The following is a 15,866-nucleotide window of genomic DNA, read 5'->3' as shown; positions in this document are numbered from 1 at the left end:
GGCTGGTGGTCACGGCGCACCGTGATGGCGCTCCGTTCGCCGTGGCCTGCGCCCCTCCATCGCCTGGCGGCTGCAGTTCGTCGCCAAGGACGCCTTCAACGCGTTCGTCGTCCACCGCATCGCGGCTGGCATTCTGCTGATCACCCTCCTGAGCACCGGAGTGCTCAACGCCTGACCCGCCCGCGCCCCGGGCGAACAGGGGCCGGCCCGCCGCCCCTTACCCCGCCCCCCCTTTCCCTCAGGAGCTCCAGCATGCCGCTCGCCCTCGGTCCCCAGTGGATCGATCCTGACCACCTCATCTCGACCTTCGGGCTCCTCGGGATCCTCGTCATCGTCTTCGCCGAGTCCGGCCTCCTGATCGGCTTCTTCCTCCCCGGAGACTCCCTGCTGTTCACCACCGGCCTGCTCGTGGCCGGCCACCAGTACCTCACCCAGCCCCTGTGGCTGATCTGCCTCCTCGCCACTCTGGCAGCCGTCCTCGGAGACCAAGCGGGCTACCTCTTCGGCCGCAAGGTCGGCCCCGCCCTCTTCCGGCGTCCCGACTCCCGCCTCTTCAAGCACGAGAACGTCGACAAAGCCCGCGCCTTCTTCGACAAGCACGGCCCCCGCTCCCTCGTGCTGGCCCGCTTCGTCCCCGTCGTACGCACCTTCACCCCGATCATCGCCGGGGTCACCAAAATGCCCTACCGCACCTTCACCCCGTTCAACATCATCGGAGCCACCCTCTGGGCCGTGGGCGTGATCGTCCTCGGCTACTTCCTCGGACAGATCGCCTTCGTCAAGAACCACATTGAGTTCATCCTCGTCGCTCTGGTCACCCTCTCCGTCATCCCCCTGCTGGTCGAGTACGTGCGCGCCCGTCGACGCAGCCGATCGTCTACTTCTCGGGGCTGAAGCCCCGAGCCTGCAGGTAGCGCCCGGCTGGCTGTCGGGTTGGCTCCCGCGTCTTGGCCGCTCAGCCAGGTGTCTGGGTGGCCGGAACGCGTGACTCACGCCCCGCGTTCCACACGATCACGCCGCGCTGGGCGATGTTGTGGGAAGCGTTCCGGTCCGCGTGCGCAACAACGCCGCAGCCCCGACAAATGAAAAGTTCCTGGCCACACGGTTCTTCCGGTCTGTGTGGCCGCACGCGCAGCACCACTGCGACGTGCGGCCGATGGCTGTCCTACTCGGTCGGCGTGACCATCACCGACGCCATCCATCAGGCCATCCTCAAGGTGCCCGGCTTCGCGTGGACGCCCGCCGTCGACGGCGACGGTAACGTCCGTGACAGCGCCTGGGTCGCCGAAAACGACGCCGTCAGTGACTGCCCGAAGGGCATGCGTCTCATCGTGCGCAGAGAACGCCCGTACCCCGGCGCCCAGTTGAGGCTCACCGACGCAGGCGGGCTGCGACTCACCACGTTCGCCACCAACCCGCCCGGCAAATCGGTCGCCGCACTCGAACCGCGCCACCGCCGTCGCGCCCGCGCCGAGGACCGCATCCGCGCCGCCCGAGCCACCGGCCTGCGCGACCTCCCACTGCACGACACCACGCATAACCAGATCTGGCTCGAGATCGTCCAACTCACCCTCGGCTTCCTGGCCGCCAGCTCGTCACCACCGCCCGCCGTCGAAACCTGAGGTTCGCCTGCCACTGGCCCTGGACCGACGTCACCACCGGCGTGATCGGACGACTCGGCGCACTGCCGAACCACGGCTCGTCAGCACGTCCCCGCCCTACGAGCAGCACCACCGGGCCGAAGCCGTGACATAGGACCTGGTCGCCGACCTGTCCTCGGGTGTGAGGCGGGTCAGCCGAGGCTGTCGCCGGTCTTCTCGCGCTCCCTTGCGATCGCGGCGACGCGGCCGCGGACCTTGAACCAGCCCGCGACGAGTGCGAGAGCGATCAGCGGCAGGCAGAGAATCGTGGTGCGCCCGATGGGCTGGTCGAACCACATCAGGACCAGGACACCGAGCAGGAAGGCGATGGTGACGTAGTTGGTGATCGGCGTGCCGGGCAGGCGGAACGTGGGGCGTTCCAGCTCACCCTGCTCCGTCTTCTTCACGAACTTCAGGTGGCAGATCATGATTGTGATCCAGGTGGAGATGATGCCGAGCGAGGCGAAGTTGATCACGATCTCGAAGGCCTGTTCCGGCAGCCATGCGTTGAGGGCGACACCAAGCACGCACACGAGCGAGGTGAGGACGATGCCGCCGTAGGGCACCTGGTTCTTGTTCATGCGCGCGGTGAACTTCGGGGCCGAGCCGGCCATGGCCATCGAGCGCAGGATGCGGCCGGTGGAGTACAGGCCGGAGTTCAGTGACGACATGGCCGCGGTCAGGACGACCAGGTTCATCACGTCACCGGCGTGCGGGACACCGATGTTGGAGAGCACGGTCACAAACGGGCTCTCGTCCGCCGAGTACGCCGAGGACGGCATCAGCAGGGCCAGGAGCACGACCGAGCCGACATAGAAGACGAGGACCCGCCACATGATGGCGTTGACGGCCTTGGGTACGACCTTGCGCGGCTCGGCGGTCTCGCCGGCGGTGACACCGACCAGCTCGAGGGAGGCGTAGGCGAAGACGACGCCCTGCATCACCAGGACGACGGGCAGGATGCCGGAGGGGAACCAGCCACCGTTATCGCTGATCACGGAGAGACCGGGGGTGACCTGGTCGACCGGCTGCTGGGTGACGAGCAGCCAGATGCCGATCAGCATGAAGGCCACAAGCGCGGCGACCTTGATCACCGCGAACCAGAACTCCATCTCGCCGAAGAGCTTCACCGAGATCATGTTGACCACGAACACCACAGCGAGCGCGATGAAGGCGAGTACCCACTGCGGGATGCTGGTGAAGGCGGCCCAGTAGTGGGCGTAGAGCGCGACGGCGGTGATGTCCGCGATACCGGTCGTAGCCCAGTTCAGGAAGTACATCCAGCCAGCGGCGTAGGCGCCCTTCTCGCCGAGGAACTCTCGTGCGTAGGACACGAACGAACCGGAGGAGGGCCGGTAGACGACCAGTTCGCCGAGGGCGCGCACGACGAAGAAGGCGAAGATGCCGCAGACCAGGTAGGCGATGGCCAGGGCGGGACCCGCGTCATGGAGGCGGCCGCCTGCTCCGAGGAACAGGCCGGTACCGATCGCGCCACCGATCGCGATCATGTTTACGTGACGGGCCTTGAGGCCCTTGCTGTATCCGGCGTCGCCCGCGTCGTGCGCGGTTGACTGTTCGGCGGCGCCGCCCTTGGAGGCGGTTTCCGTGCTCACAGTTGTTACCTCGTCTTTGAGGCCGGGGCCGTCGCTGCGTCCCGGACCAGAGTGTGCGGATGACACAGCTCCGGAACCAAGCGCACACTAAAGCGGGATGGTCTATTCCATGTCGGTGCGCGATCTCGCTTCGCGGTCACCTTTCATGGGTGTGGGGCGCATTCTGGCGTTTCCTGTGACAAGTCCGCGTAAGCGCAGGGGGTGCGCGGGCGACTCTGTCCTGATGCTCCGCCTACGGACCATCTTGCGGTTGGTGGTCTGGGGCGCGGTCGGGGAGCCTGCCCTCCACCTGGGACTCGGGCCAAGTCGAAGGGCATGTCTGCAGAGTCAGAAGCTGTTTTCGATCCGCTGATCTGTGACGCTCCGTGAGAGTCCATTTTTGATCTTCGATTTGCGCTGCTGGTAGGTCCCGTGGCCGGGCACCTGCATGGCTCCCGGAGGCGCTCCTGATGACCGAGGCCATCAGGGGGGACGGGCAACGGCCGGTGATTTTCTCCACGATCCGCAGTCATAGATCATGGTTGGTGCGCTGCAGCCACGAGTGTGGTCACAGCGTGCACCGACCGAGCCTGCTGAGAACCGGCCACGAGACACCGAGGAACCTTAGATGCGCACCCTGATCAGCACCGCCTTCATCTCGCTCGACGGCGTCGTGGAGGCTCCGGGCGGCGAGCCCGGCTACCGGAACTCGGGGTGGACCTTCAAGGACATCGAGTTCCTCCCCGAGGCGTTCGCCATCAAGGGCCAGGAGCAGCAGGAAGCCACCGCGATGCTGATGGGCCGGGCCAGCTACGAGGCGTTCAGCCCGGTGTGGCCGGACATGGAGGACTTCGCCGACTACAAGGTGATGCCGAAGTACGTCGTCTCCACCACCCTCACCGACGACGGCCTGGTATTGAACTGGGGCGAGACCACGATCCTGCGCTCGCTCGACGAGGTCGCCGCATTGAAGGAGACCGAGGGCGGCCCGATCATCGTCCACGGCAGTGCCGCCCTGAACCAGAGCCTCTCGGACGCCGGCCTGATCGACCGCTACCACCTGCTCGTCTTCCCGCTCCTGCTCGGCGCCGGCAAGCGTCTGTTCAGCGCCACGGACAAGGACACCCAGAAACTGAAGCTGGTCGAGCACGAGGTCTACGCCAACGGCCTGCAGAAGAACGTCTTCGACGTCGTCCGCTGACAGGGGATCCCGCCCTGCCGTCGCGTCCGGTGGAAGTTCACCACCTCCGGCCTGGACGGTCTGCTGGCCAGGCTCGACCGGCACACCGCCGATCGCCCAGAAGAATCCTCCGTCGCCCCTGACAGCATGATCACCCCCCGGAGGATTCCCGGAGCCGGCTTAGTCAGTTCAAGGAGGCGGAAGCCAGGCGGATGGTCTGCGCCTGCGGCCTCAGGCGGATGGGCTTGAGCTCGGTGACCTTGGCGATCTCCTCGACAGGGCGGGGCGCCGAGCGGGGCGGACGGGGCGGACGAGTAAGACGACGGGCCATCAGCGTGACGAAAGTCCAGAGAAGGTGGGCCTCGCTGTGCGAGATGAGCCGCTCGTAATCGCGGACGTTTCTGCGGGCCCGCATGATCCACGAGATCGCCCGCTCGACGCGCCACCTTTTTGCCAGGACGGCGAAGCCGTCCTGGTCGGTGCGGCGGGGGACGGTCTTGAGGGTGAGGTCCAGGCGGTCGTGGGACCAGCCGATGAGGGTGCCGCCGTAGGCGGAGTCGGCCCAGACCGCGGTGAGTTCGGGATGCGTCAGGCGCAGGCGGAAGAGCAGGTCGCGGGCCGGAACGCTGTCGTGCGGGGTGGCGACGCCGACCATGACGGACAGGGGCATTCCCCGCATGTCTACCGCTATGTGTCGCTTCCTCCCGTTGATCAACTTCCCGCCGTCAAATCCGCGGGTGTCCTGGCCGACCGTCTCGGCGCCCTTGACGGACTGCGAGTCCAGGATCACGGCGACGGTGCGGGGGTTGAGCCCGTCATGGACGCGGACCTGTTCATGCAGCTCGGCATGGAGGCGGGCCAGGGCTCCGCTGGCCCGCCACCGCTTGAAGAACCCGTAGACCGTAGGCCAGGGGATTTTGAAGTCGGCGGGTACGGAGCGCCATTTGCATCCGTTGTCATTCACGTAGCGGATGGCATCGACGACGTTGCGGCGCGGGTGCTTCTCGGGGCGCCCGCCGCCGGGCAACTGGCAGGCGGGGGTGGGAAGGAGGGATTCGATGACGGCCCACTCGGCGTCCGTCATGTCGCTGGGGTAGAACGGTCGGCGCTCGGCCGGGGTGTTGTCGGTGCGGGTCATGTCAGCGTTCCATGCGGGAGAGGACTTCCAGGGTGGCCTTGACGCCGCCGAGCTGGTCGAGCACGAGGCGGGCCCACTCGTCATCAGGGGTGCGTTTGGCGTGCGAGGCGACGATCCCGGTGATGAAGTTGGTGATCCGGTGCAACTCGGCCGTAAAGATCGCGCGTTCGTAGGCGATCCACACGGCGGGGTCGTCGGACAGCTGGAAGCCGTCCGTCTTGTTGAAGGTCACTGGCGGCAGCCCTTCCTTGACCGCGACTTTCCGCAGGAACCGGATGCCCGTCCAGACCTGCGCGGGCGTCCGCTTGGTGGCGTAGATCAGCTGCTTACGACTCAGGCCGGCGGGCTTGGCTTCGAGCAGGGCCTTGCGGACGGCATCGCCGTGATTGTGAGCGGGCAGTCCCGCCCGCCGCTTCATGGCTACTGGCCCCGCAACAGCTCGGCCAGGGCCTCATCGAGGTCGACCTTGCCCGTTGAGACGGCGGTCTCTATCCAGTCCGCCGTCGCCCGAATTTTCTCCAGGTGGCGTGTGACCAGGGCGTGTTGCGACTCGGTGAACTCGCGGCCGCGGAGCTTGGGCACCAATCGGCTCGCCCCGGCGACGAACCCCTGGCACACCCCGATCAAGTCGGTGAACTCCATCGCGCGATGAAAGCCCCGCACGATCGTGACCGGATCCCCTTCGTCCTCGCCATCGGTCCCGGACGCGTCCCACCAGTCCTCCTCGTCGCTGTCCTCGACGAGTTCGGCCTGCTCGAACTGGGCCTGATTCACCAGCTCACGGGCTTCCGCATCACGCATGGCACGGAAAACCACTTCGGGCCGGTGCAGCAGCTCGCACGCCGCCAGGGCAGCGACCTGCTCGTCGGCCGCGAGATCCCGGATCGCATCAACCTTCTCTGCCACCGTCACCGGCGTCGCGGTCGCCCACCCCGCCGCCCGCTTCGCGGCATCCCCGCTCCACCTCGCCTGCCCCGTCCGCTCGTTCACCGGCGGATTCCGGATCAGCTCGTACGCGTCCTCACTCGCCGCGAGGATGCGGTGGACCTCGAAAGAGACGCCGTCCTGGCGCTGGTCCTGGGGCCACTGCGCGGCCACCCACCGATACGTGCGCACCGTATGGAAGGACAGCCCCACCGCTTCGGCGAACAGGCGCAACGCGCCCTCCACTCCGATCTCCTCGCCCTCGCCGAGAGCCATGTTCCCGCCGTGCGACCGCAAGGGGGCGATCTCCAGAGCGATGTCCCCCAGGGCCCACTGGCACCCCGTCATCACCCTGACCAGCTCTACCGACTGGTCCACGAGAGCATCGAAGCGGTCGTACGGCACGCTGCCGATCGTCTGGGTCACAGGAACCCACTCCTGGACGGGCCGAAGGAGGCCGGCGGTCCACCGGCCTCGACAGCCCCAGCCCGCATGCCCGACAGGCTCCGCCGACCGCACTATGGTCACCATGCTTGACCGGGAATATCCCGCTTCACGCACGAACCGTCCCGCTCCTGCCCGAACGCATCTCCTATCGCGGCACACAGTCGACCGATTCCGCCTGCCGCCACGGAGTGTCACAGATCAGCGGATCGAAAACAGCTTCTCAGGCTCCTCAAGAGCATGGACTTCGGTCGCGCGCACTTCGACCTTCTCTGCCGATGCGCACTCCTCAACCGCTGAACCCGACCGGCATCACAAGATCTCCCACAGAGCCGGAACCCGTGACCGCTCGCAGACCGCGACGCTCTCGTACATGTCCAGTAGTACGTCACCGGAAGTCTCGATCTTGGCGTCGCTGACGTTGCACCAGGCACCCAACGACGCCTCTGGCGGCGCCAGTACGCCCTTGAAGACGCGGGGCCACATCGCCGGCAGATGGACCAAGATCACGAACTCTTCACGTAAGAACTATGATTTCGAGAGATCTCACCGAGCCCCACCCGTCCAATCACCTCAGGTCGTCCGGTGGGCACCCCCACTGGTTCGTATAGAAAAGGAAGTAACGGCATGTCCACTCTTGCTGCTGAGGTCTCCGGCTCCCTCGGTTCCATCGGTTACGGTCTCGCTGCCATCGGCCCCGGCATCGGCGTCGGCATCATCTTCGGTAATGGCACCCAGGCGCTGGCCCGCCAGCCCGAGGCCGCCGGCCTCATCCGCGCCAACCAGATCCTCGGCTTCGCCTTCTGTGAGGCGCTCGCCCTGATCGGCATCGTCATGCCGTTCGTGTTCGGCACATGATCACCGTCTGAATCGCCCCGGGTCTGATGGAGACATTGGTGTGTTCCGGGTTGGACGCCGAGCTTGGCTGGACCTCGCCAGTACCCGGACGAACTGCGCAAGCGTGCAACGCGGTTGACGATCGAGGCCCGCAAGGACCCGGCCAGCCGGGCCGCGGCGATCAAATGCACCGCCGACCAACTGGAAGCGCATCCCGAGGCTTTGCGGGGATGAGTGAAGCGGGGTCGAGGTCGACGACGCCGTCCTGCCAGGCATGACCAGCGCAGAGGCGGCTCGGATCGTGGAGCTGGAGCATCCGCTGCGATGAAGGTCGCCTACATCGACCAGCACGAGGAAACGTTTGGCGTCCAGCCGATCTGCGACGTCCTCGCCGAGACGGACGCACCGAGCACCTGCTACGCCGCCCACACCGGCCCACAGTCGGCCCGCGGCCGGCGCGACGATCAACTCACCAAACGGACAGGCCGGATCCACGCCGACAACTACGGCCCTTACGGAGCCCGCGGGGTCCTCTCCCTCGTGGCCACGGGTCGCTCGAACGCGGCCTGCACGTCTCGTCCGGGACCGTCGAGAAGGTCGAGAAGCAGGTGGCCGCCATCTCCGACCATCTCCGCACAGCTGGGCCTACCGGTCTCTCCGAGGACCACAACCGCCGCATCCTCGCCGTCACTCGTATCCTCCACCAGGCCCCGGAGAACTGACCGCCACCAGCCTCTCCAGACAGCAGTACCGCGCACCCTCCCAACGGATCCCTCTGTGGGCTGTCCGCGTGCTTACGGTGGTGTGAAGTCGTCGGCGGCCATGCGCAGGGGGCGGAGGAGGGCGACGATCTCTTCGCATTCCTCGGCGTCGTAGGCGCCGAGACCGAAGTTCATGAGCATCAGATCACGTGTCGCCGCCTCGACAACCTCCCGCCCCTTCACGGTGATCGATGCCAACGTCCCCCGCCCGTCCTTCGGGTTGGGCCGCTTGTCGACAAGCCCGGAGCTCACGAGCCGGTCCACCGTGTTCGTGACAGATGCCGGGTGCACCATCAAACGCTCACTGATCTTCGACATGGTCAGCTCCCCCACTCTGGAGAAGGTGAGCGGCACCAACGCCTCGTACCGCGCGAACGTCAGCCCGTACGGCCTGACCACCGCGTCGACCTCGGTGAGAAGGATCTGCTGGGCCCGCATGACAGACGTGATCGCCGCCATCGACAGCACGTGACCCCAGCGCTGCCTCCAGTGCTCCTCGGCACGCGCGATGGGATCGAAGGAAAGATCGAACGGCTTTGAGAGGGCGTTAAGTCCGATCTTCCTCGGTTCGTGATCGCTCGATCGTGGGACTGATCGTCGCGCGGGCCGCCTGGTGAGCATGTCCATGCTGAGGTGCGGGGCGTGAAGAGAGATCCGTACCCGAGTGACTTAGCGGACGAGCAGTGGGCGTTGATCGAGCCGATGATCACGGCCTGGAAGCAGGGCCGGGTGAAGCGGTCGGCGACCGGCGATCCGGGGTCCTGTGACCTGCGGGAGGTCGTGAACCCGATCTTCTATCAGAACCGGACGGGCTGCCAGTGGCGCTATCTGCCTCACGACTTCCCGGCCTGGTCCGCGGTGTTCTACTACTTCGGCCTGTGGCGCGAGGACGGGCTTGACCAGCGCATCCAGGAGCTTCTGCGCTGCCAGGTGCGGGAGAAGGCCCGCCGATTAGAGGACCCGTCCCTCGTCATCATCGACACCCAGTCCGTGCGCGCGGCCGCGGGTGTCCCCAAGGTCACGACGGGGCTGGACGCGAACAAGAAGGTGTCGGGCCGCAAGCGGGGACTCGCCGTCGATGTCCTGGGACTGATCATCGGCGTCGTCGTGCTGGCCGCCTCCACCCACGACAACACGGCCGGCACCACCCTGCTCGACCAGGCGGCCGAGAGGTGCGGCAACCGGCTGGAGAAGGCCCTGGTCGACCAGGGCTTCAAGGACGAAGTCCTCATCCACGGCGCCCTGTTGGACATCGACGTCGAGGTCGTCCGCCGCAACCCCGACGACCAGGGCAAAGGCTTCGCCCCCCAACCGAAAAGGTGGATCGTGGAGCAGGTCAACGGCACCTTGATGCTGCACCGCCGCCTGGCCCGCGAGTGCGACCACCGCCCCGACACCTCCGCCTCGCGCGTCTACTGGGCCTCGATCGCGAACATGACCCGCCGCCTCACCACCCCGAGCCCGGCCTGGCGCGACACCTTCGAGCTGACCGCGTGAACATCACCGAACTCCTCGTCGACCTCCAGCCCAGCACGACACGACCGCAGCCCGTATCGGCGAACTGCACGACCAGATCGAGCAGTTGACCGCCGCTCTGGCGGAGGCCGAAGCACGGCTCGCCGACCTGGCGACCGCCCGGAAGGTCATCACGGAACTCGCACCGGCCCCAGGCGCCCCCGAACCGCCCGAAACGAACAGCGCCTACCAGGCCATCGTGAACGCCTTCAACGAGCATCCCGACCGGGAGTTCCGGGCGCGTGAGCTGCACGAACTCCTCGGCATGCCCACCGACGAGGCATTGATCAACGTCACCCGCGCCCGCCTCGCACGTCTCCTCCGCCAAGGCTTCCTCACCCAGCCGGGACGAGGCCGCTACCAGAAACGGACTTAACGCCCTCTGACACGCAGTCGCCAATCCCTTTGAGCTGTACAGACCTTCCAACTGGCCACCTACCGCGCAGAGTTGACCCCGTAGACGTGTCCACAGCCGAGCAGGCCACGGCATGCGCACACGCCGGGCCGGCAGAACCGAACCCGGGCCCCGCCCCCAACACGCGAGTGCCCCGTCGATGCAATCACCGGCGGGGCACTCGCGCCCGGAAGCAACGGCACAGGAGTCGCACACCCCGGACCGCCCGCATCCACCCTCGTTGACCACGTCGTAGCCAACCGAAGCCAACGAGAACAAACACGTTGCTCGCCAAAGCATAAACGGGACCACCCCATATCTCTAATTTGTCCCACTTTCTCTGCAGAATCCCGACTCCACGCCCGAACGTCACCCCGACAGCGCCGATTGAGCATCACGGGGCCTCCTGGCCGACCCACAAGCGGAGGTCCGGTTCCGGCGGAAGTGTGCCGACACCCACCGAACAGTGAAAACGATTATCATGTATGTACAGTGGTCGGGTCGCCGCCCCGCCCGGCGCATTCAGTATCAAATTCCTGTAACCAAAGGCGAATCGTGCCCATAGCTGTATCCCTGTGCACCTTCTTCGTGACGCTGGCCGGCGGTCTGACCGCGGGTCGGGTCACCGACCGCAGACACCTCGTCCTCGGTCTCGCGGGCGGCCTCACGCTCGGTGTGGTCGGCCTCGATCTGCTTCCCGAGGCCCTGGAGGCAATGGGAGGCGAACTGCACTGTGTGCCGGTACCGCTGCTGCTCTTCGTGGCCGGCTTCCTGCTCGCCCACGCTGCCCGGCACCTGACCGGGCAGCGCAGGGATCGGCGGGTGGGGCTCGTCACCGTGGCCGGTCTGGTCGGGCACAGCTTCCTCGACGGCGTCGCAATCGGTGCGGCGTTCCAGGTCGGCGGCGGCATGGGCGTCGCGGTGGCGATCGCGGTGATCGCGCACGACTTCGCGGACGGCTTCAACACGTACACCCTGGCCGAGCTGTACGGGAATTCACGCCGCCGGGCCCTGAGCACGCTCGGCGCGGACGCGCTGGCCCCGGTGGCGGGCGCCGCCTCCACCCTCCTGATCGCCATCCCTCAACCCCTGCTCGCCGGCTACTTCAGCCTCTTCGGGGGCGTCCTGCTTTACCTGGCCGCCTCCGAGATCCTCCCTGAGGCCCACCACGACCACCCGGCCGTGCCGACGCTACTGTGCACGGTGGGCGGCACGGCCTTCATCTGGCTGGTGGTGGGGTACGCGGGCTGAAGTTGCCCCGTGGGCTCAGATGCTGAGACGTTATCTCATTTGGTGAGTCTGCGGTAGCAGATGAGGGTGCAGGCGATGCTGGTGAACGCGAGGAAGTGGTCGGCCTCGCGTTCGTATCGGCGGTGGAGTCGCCGGCATCCGGCGAGCCAGGACATGCTGCGCTCGATGGTCCACCGGTGGCGTCCGAGTCGCTGAGAGGTCTCAATGCCCTTCCGGGCGATGCGTGGCGTGATGTTCCTGCTGCGCAGCCAACGACGCAACGCCCGCTTGTCGTACGCCTTGTCGGCATGCAGCTTGGCCGGGCGGCGCCGCCGGGGACCGCGGCGGGACCGGATGGGCGGGATGCCACGCACAAGCGGCTCGAGTGCCTGGCTGTCGTGGAGGTTGGCTCCGGAGATACCGATGGACAGGGGCAGTCCGGTTCTCTCCGTGATCAAGTGGATCTTCGACCCGTACTTCCCTCGATCCACAGGATTCGGGCCGGTCAGGTCCCCTTTTTCATGGCCCGCATGTTCACCGAGTCGATGGCGCACCGCGACCAGTCCAACTCGCCGCGGGCGCCGAGCTCGTCGAGGACCAGGCGGTGCAGCTTGGCCCAGACCCGGGCCTTCGACCACTCCGCGAAGCGCCGGTGGGCCGTCGCTCCCGACGGCCCGAACGAGGCCGCCGGGAGCTGCTGCCACGTGCAGCCCGACGTGGCCACGAACACGATTCCAGCCAGTACCTCCCGGTCACCGTGCCGACGCCGACCACCGCCCTGCGGTCGGCTCGGCGCCTCAGGCACCACCCGCTGAAACAGTTCCCACAACTCGTCCGGCACCAACCGCTTCACGATTCCCACAACCGCAGACTACCGAACCAGCCAAATGAGATGACGTCTTACTCGTTATGCCACGAAGGTGCCGCCGTCTGGTCTCGGCTGGACTGAGGTGGCCGAGACCTTGCGGCTGTTCAGGTAACGACGGTCGTAGAAGTTCTTGTTGAAGGTGAGGCCTCGGCACGTGCGGTGGCACGACTGGGCCAGGCCCGGGTTCCAATCTCCTCGTTGGGCAGGGGCCAGAAATACTCCGCGGCGGCACTGCCGAAGCACGATCCCGTGCATCCGCAACTCTGCTGAAGACCCAACGCGCGCATACATGCGTAGAGTTGATACCGGGCAGGAGAGCCGATTTACCCGACTCCCACCCACACACCGCCGGAGCGGGCCCGCATCTGGCGGTTCGCCGAGCTGATCTCAGGCCGTTCGCAGCTTCGAGCGGGGCCAGGACTCCTCTCCTCCTTGAAGGACCTGTAACCCTCCCTCCCAATAGGCGTTGTCCATGGCGATGCAGACCGACATGACCTTGGACTGGCGCCAGGAACGCTTGCATGCGATGACGTAGCCCTGAGTCGAGCTGCGGTCCGGGTCGAAGCCGAGCCGGCGAAGCATCTTCCGCTTCCGCTCGTACGTCTTCCACTGCACCGTCTGCACTTGACTTGACATCACCTGCAGCGGGTCCAATGGTCGACCTCCGCGAACACCCTGACGGAGTCCGCGAGTCCGAAATAGGCAGCCCAGCCAGCGGTGAACCGGTTGAGCCTGTATGCCATCGAGACACAGCCGCGGGACCCGGCGCCCACCCAGGGTCGTTGCGCGTTTGGGATTGGTCCGGTTCGCCGGTCTGGTGAGTGACGTGGTGTCATGTCCGTTGTATGGCAGGGCCCCGGAGAGCAGAGCAGGCACGGTGCTGGTGATCATGTGGTTGTCGAGACCCATGAGAACCGAGCGAGACCGTGCCTGCCCGAACATCTTCGCCCATCCCTTCCGCGCTGGAGCAACTGGGCTCCCCGATTGATCCGCTCACCTCAAGCGATGTCGCTGACCTGCGGCGTTTCCTGATCCTGGTCGCCGATCCCCGCGATGCGCGAGGTCTGCGGTATCCGGCCCTCGCGTTGCTGTGCGCGGCCGTCTCGGCGGTCCTGACCGGGGCCCGGTCACTCATCGCGATCAGCGAGTGGATCACGGACGCCCCGCAGGACGTGCTGGGTGTCCTCGGCTTCGCTGCCGACCCGCTCACCGGTCTGCGGCCGGTGCCACACTCCGCAACCGTGCGCCGCCTGCTGCAGCGTGTGGACGGTGACGCGCTGGATGAGGCGGTCAGCGCGTATCTGCAGGCCAGAAGGCCGCCCCCGGTCGAGCCGGACGTGCAGGAGCGGCCGGTGCGACGGGTGATCGCGGTCGACAGCAAGGTGGTCCGCGGCTCGCGAACCCAGACGGCCGCGGCGATCCAGTTGCTGGCGGCGATGGACCACCATGGCGTGGTCCTGGCCCAGCGGCAGGTCGCTTCCAAGAGCAACGAGATTCCGTCCTTCGCGCCGTTGCTGGACGGCCTCGAGCTGGAGAGCACGGTGGTGACTGCCGACGCCCTGCACACCCAGCACGACCACAGTGCCTATCTGACCCGTCGCGGCGCGCACTACGTGGCCGTTGTGGAGAAGAACCATCCGGGCCTGTATGCCCAGGTCACAGGGCTGCCCTGGAGGGACATCCCTCTCGGGCACCGCACGCGTGACCGTGCCCACCACCGCGATGAGGTCCGCCGGCTCAAGGCCGCCGCGTTCAGCCACCTCGATTACCCGGCTGCCCGTCAGGCCATCCAAGTCGTGCGGTGGCGACGCGCCTTGAGTACCGGGAAGCTGACTATCGAGCGCGTCTACCTGACCACCAGCCTGACCGTCTTCGACGCCACCTGCACCGAGCTCGCCACCTGGATCAGGGGACACTGGGGTATCGAGAACCTCCTCCATCACGTCCGGGACCGCACGTTCCGCGAGGACGACTCCAAGGTCCGCACCGGCACCCTGCCCCGCGCCATGGCATCCCTGCGCAACCTCGCCATCAGCGTCTTCCGCCAGGACGGCCAGACCAACATCGCCGCCGCCCTCCGCCACACCGGCCGCGACCCCCACCGGCCCCTACGAGCCCTCGGCCTCACGTGACGAACCCAGACAGATCTTGATCATGCAATGCCCCTGGGCGCCCACCCGACGCGACAGCCGGGCGATCAACCTACCCGCCTCCTGCACAACAAGACGAAAAGGCCCACCAGCCGCCCCGATGAGCCGTCACGAAAGTTGGAGGTTAGATCACTCCCCCTGTTCGGCCTGCTCCGCTTGTCCGGCCTGTTCCGCCTGTTCCGCCTGTTCGACGCGCTCGCGGCCGACCAGCATCATCAGCCAACCGACACCGATCAGCGAGACGAGCAGCAGACCGCAGTTGCTGAAAACCGTGTAGAGGTGCTGCTGGGCATCGGTCGGATGGGGCACGTAGCCGTAGGAGAACAGGGCGCGCTGCAGGCCGTCCCCGGTGAGGCGGCAGGTCAGCCAGATCGCGATGCCGTGCATGGAGTCCCAGAGTGCGTGCAGTGCCGCTACGCCCAGGTAGGCGGTGATCACCGGGCTGGTGAAGCGGAACCTGCCGTCCGCCTCACGGAATTTCAGCAGGACGCCGCCCGCGATGGCGGTCCACAGCCCGTGCCCGAACGGGGCGAGCAGGCCGCGCAGAACCTCGGTCCCGAGCAGTGCGTGCAGGTCCAGGCCCTGCAGGGTGATGGTGGCGTTGAAGGCGTAGCCGGCGGACTCGACGGCAGCGAAGCCGAAGCCCACCGAGGCGCCGAGCATCATGCCGACCCGTAGTCCGCGCAGATGAGGCTTCTTGCGGATCATGTAGATCAGGGCGCCGAGTTTCACGCCTTCCTCGATCAGTCCGACGCCGACGAAGAGCCAGACGGAGGGGTTGAGGAAGTAGTACTCCAGGACGGAGGCGCCGAGAACACCGAGCACGCCGCCGATGGCGAAGCATCCGACGATCAGGCCGAGTCCGAGGTCCGAAGCGTGCTTCTCGTAGGCCCACAGCACGAAGCAGCCGGGCACGAGGAAGGAACCGAGCAGTATCAGGGTGGGCAGGAGGGTGGTGTTTTCCGTGTAATAGGTGACGGCGGCGGTGAGTACCCAAAGCACCAAGCCGCCGGTCAGGCAGCTCTTCCACAGGCCGGGGTGGCCCCCTGGGGGCGGCAGCGGCTGCGGCGCGGCTGGTTCCGGATCGGGGGTGTCTGCCGGCTGAGGTGTCTGCTCCACTGTGTACCGAACTTTCCGCCCAACCCGGGCTTTTACGCTGCTAAGCTCGCCGATCGTCTTATACAAGCATATTC

General features: G+C 66.7%; 16 protein-coding genes and 1 pseudogene. 8 read left to right on the top strand and 9 right to left on the bottom strand.

From position 1 onward, the window contains the following. Window positions 1-252 precede the first annotated feature (252 nt). Complete coding sequence (locus tag ACP4E5_RS01625; RefSeq protein ID WP_425824858.1) at window positions 253-894, top strand: DedA family protein; 642 nt, start codon at window positions 253-255, stop codon at window positions 892-894. Between the two features lie 239 nt (window positions 895-1,133). Then, window positions 1,134-1,750, top strand: a pseudogene (locus ACP4E5_RS01620) (transposase); the annotation flags it as partial. A 42-nt stretch (window positions 1,751-1,792) separates the two neighbouring features. On the opposite strand, the gene ACP4E5_RS01615 reads toward ACP4E5_RS01620, so the two are convergent. Next, window positions 1,793-3,253 (bottom strand): amino acid permease, encoded by a 1,461-nt coding sequence (locus ACP4E5_RS01615; protein ID WP_425824857.1) that lies wholly within the window; start codon window positions 3,251-3,253, stop codon window positions 1,793-1,795. Between the two features lie 607 nt (window positions 3,254-3,860). Between ACP4E5_RS01615 and ACP4E5_RS01610 the strand changes: the two genes are divergently transcribed. Beyond that, window positions 3,861-4,433 carry a dihydrofolate reductase family protein gene (locus ACP4E5_RS01610; RefSeq protein WP_425824856.1) on the top strand — a complete coding sequence of 191 codons (573 nt, stop codon included), beginning with the start codon at window positions 3,861-3,863 and terminating at the stop codon, window positions 4,431-4,433. Between the two features lie 163 nt (window positions 4,434-4,596). Here the strand turns inward: ACP4E5_RS01610 and ACP4E5_RS01605 are convergent, their stop codons facing one another. From ACP4E5_RS01605 to ACP4E5_RS01590, 4 genes are all read right to left on the bottom strand, one after another. After that, a complete protein-coding gene (locus tag ACP4E5_RS01605; RefSeq protein ID WP_425824855.1) occupies window positions 4,597-5,550 on the bottom strand; it encodes an IS5 family transposase in 954 nt (317 codons plus the stop codon). Window position 5,551: 1 nt separating this feature from the next. Continuing rightward, window positions 5,552-5,968 (bottom strand): hypothetical protein, encoded by a 417-nt coding sequence (locus tag ACP4E5_RS01600; protein ID WP_425824854.1) that lies wholly within the window; start codon window positions 5,966-5,968, stop codon window positions 5,552-5,554. Window positions 5,969-5,970: 2 nt separating this feature from the next. Beyond that, the gene (locus tag ACP4E5_RS01595) at window positions 5,971-6,900 is read right to left on the bottom strand and encodes a DUF6192 family protein (protein WP_425824853.1); all 930 of its coding nucleotides are present in this window, start codon (window positions 6,898-6,900) and stop codon (window positions 5,971-5,973) included. A 330-nt stretch (window positions 6,901-7,230) separates the two neighbouring features. Further along, on the bottom strand, window positions 7,231-7,428 hold the full coding sequence (locus ACP4E5_RS01590; RefSeq protein ID WP_425824852.1) for a hypothetical protein: 198 nt from the start codon (window positions 7,426-7,428) through the stop codon (window positions 7,231-7,233). 117 nt (window positions 7,429-7,545) lie between these two features. Here ACP4E5_RS01590 and atpE point away from each other — a divergent pair, with 117 nt between their 5' ends. Continuing rightward, complete coding sequence (gene atpE, locus ACP4E5_RS01585) at window positions 7,546-7,776, top strand: ATP synthase F0 subunit C (RefSeq protein WP_425824851.1); 231 nt, start codon at window positions 7,546-7,548, stop codon at window positions 7,774-7,776. A 773-nt stretch (window positions 7,777-8,549) separates the two neighbouring features. Here atpE and ACP4E5_RS01580 read toward each other — a convergent pair. Further along, the gene (locus ACP4E5_RS01580) at window positions 8,550-9,143 is read right to left on the bottom strand and encodes a MarR family winged helix-turn-helix transcriptional regulator (RefSeq protein WP_425824850.1); all 594 of its coding nucleotides are present in this window, start codon (window positions 9,141-9,143) and stop codon (window positions 8,550-8,552) included. A gap of 15 nt (window positions 9,144-9,158) precedes the next feature. On the opposite strand from ACP4E5_RS01580, the gene ACP4E5_RS01575 reads away from it, so the two are divergent. The 3 genes from ACP4E5_RS01575 to ACP4E5_RS01565 all read left to right on the top strand — a co-directional run bounded on the left by ACP4E5_RS01575 (window position 9,159) and on the right by ACP4E5_RS01565 (window position 11,676). After that, window positions 9,159-10,013, top strand: a complete 855-nt coding sequence (locus ACP4E5_RS01575; protein WP_425824811.1) for an IS5 family transposase — start codon at window positions 9,159-9,161, stop codon at window positions 10,011-10,013. A gap of 85 nt (window positions 10,014-10,098) precedes the next feature. Then, complete coding sequence (locus ACP4E5_RS01570) at window positions 10,099-10,407, top strand: hypothetical protein (protein WP_425824849.1); 309 nt, start codon at window positions 10,099-10,101, stop codon at window positions 10,405-10,407. Between the two features lie 573 nt (window positions 10,408-10,980). Then, window positions 10,981-11,676 (top strand): ZIP family metal transporter, encoded by a 696-nt coding sequence (locus tag ACP4E5_RS01565; RefSeq protein WP_425824848.1) that lies wholly within the window; start codon window positions 10,981-10,983, stop codon window positions 11,674-11,676. A gap of 35 nt (window positions 11,677-11,711) precedes the next feature. Here ACP4E5_RS01565 and ACP4E5_RS01560 read toward each other — a convergent pair. Both ACP4E5_RS01560 and ACP4E5_RS01555 read right to left on the bottom strand, forming a co-directional pair. Further along, window positions 11,712-12,511 (bottom strand): IS5 family transposase gene (locus tag ACP4E5_RS01560; protein ID WP_425824943.1). Its coding sequence is split into 2 segments (ribosomal slippage): window positions 11,712-12,163 and window positions 12,163-12,511, totalling 801 coding nucleotides; the frame shifts between segments, so codons are not numbered across the junction. Between the two features lie 647 nt (window positions 12,512-13,158). Then, window positions 13,159-13,266: a group II intron maturase-specific domain-containing protein gene (locus tag ACP4E5_RS01555; RefSeq protein ID WP_425824847.1), complete on the bottom strand. Its 108-nt coding sequence runs from the start codon at window positions 13,264-13,266 to the stop codon at window positions 13,159-13,161. A 183-nt stretch (window positions 13,267-13,449) separates the two neighbouring features. Here ACP4E5_RS01555 and ACP4E5_RS01550 point away from each other — a divergent pair, with 183 nt between their 5' ends. Then, a complete protein-coding gene (locus ACP4E5_RS01550; protein WP_425824846.1) occupies window positions 13,450-14,655 on the top strand; it encodes an ISAs1 family transposase in 1,206 nt (401 codons plus the stop codon). A gap of 147 nt (window positions 14,656-14,802) precedes the next feature. Here the strand turns inward: ACP4E5_RS01550 and ACP4E5_RS01545 are convergent, their stop codons facing one another. Beyond that, window positions 14,803-15,792, bottom strand: a complete 990-nt coding sequence (locus tag ACP4E5_RS01545) for a PrsW family intramembrane metalloprotease (protein ID WP_425824845.1) — start codon at window positions 15,790-15,792, stop codon at window positions 14,803-14,805. Window positions 15,793-15,866 lie beyond the last annotated feature (74 nt).

Origin of the sequence: Streptomyces fractus (assembly GCF_049844455.1) — a bacterium.
Lineage (GTDB): Bacteria > Actinomycetota > Actinomycetes > Streptomycetales > Streptomycetaceae > Streptomyces > Streptomyces fractus.
This window is presented reverse-complemented; position numbering and strand designations above follow the sequence as displayed.

Excerpts from the sequence above, each read along its gene's own strand:
- ACP4E5_RS01625 (WP_425824858.1), top strand. The coding sequence starts at position 253 with ATGCCGCTCGCCCTCGGTCCCCAGTGGATCGATCCTGACCACCTCATC.
- ACP4E5_RS01610 (WP_425824856.1), top strand. The coding sequence starts at position 3,861 with ATGCGCACCCTGATCAGCACCGCCTTCATCTCGCTCGACGGCGTCGTG.
- ACP4E5_RS01605 (WP_425824855.1), bottom strand. The coding sequence starts at position 5,550 with ATGACCCGCACCGACAACACCCCGGCCGAGCGCCGACCGTTCTACCCC.
- ACP4E5_RS01600 (WP_425824854.1), bottom strand. The coding sequence starts at position 5,968 with ATGAAGCGGCGGGCGGGACTGCCCGCTCACAATCACGGCGATGCCGTC.
- atpE (WP_425824851.1), top strand. The coding sequence starts at position 7,546 with ATGTCCACTCTTGCTGCTGAGGTCTCCGGCTCCCTCGGTTCCATCGGT.
- ACP4E5_RS01580 (WP_425824850.1), bottom strand. The coding sequence starts at position 9,143 with ATGGACATGCTCACCAGGCGGCCCGCGCGACGATCAGTCCCACGATCG.
- ACP4E5_RS01555 (WP_425824847.1), bottom strand. The coding sequence starts at position 13,266 with ATGGCATACAGGCTCAACCGGTTCACCGCTGGCTGGGCTGCCTATTTC.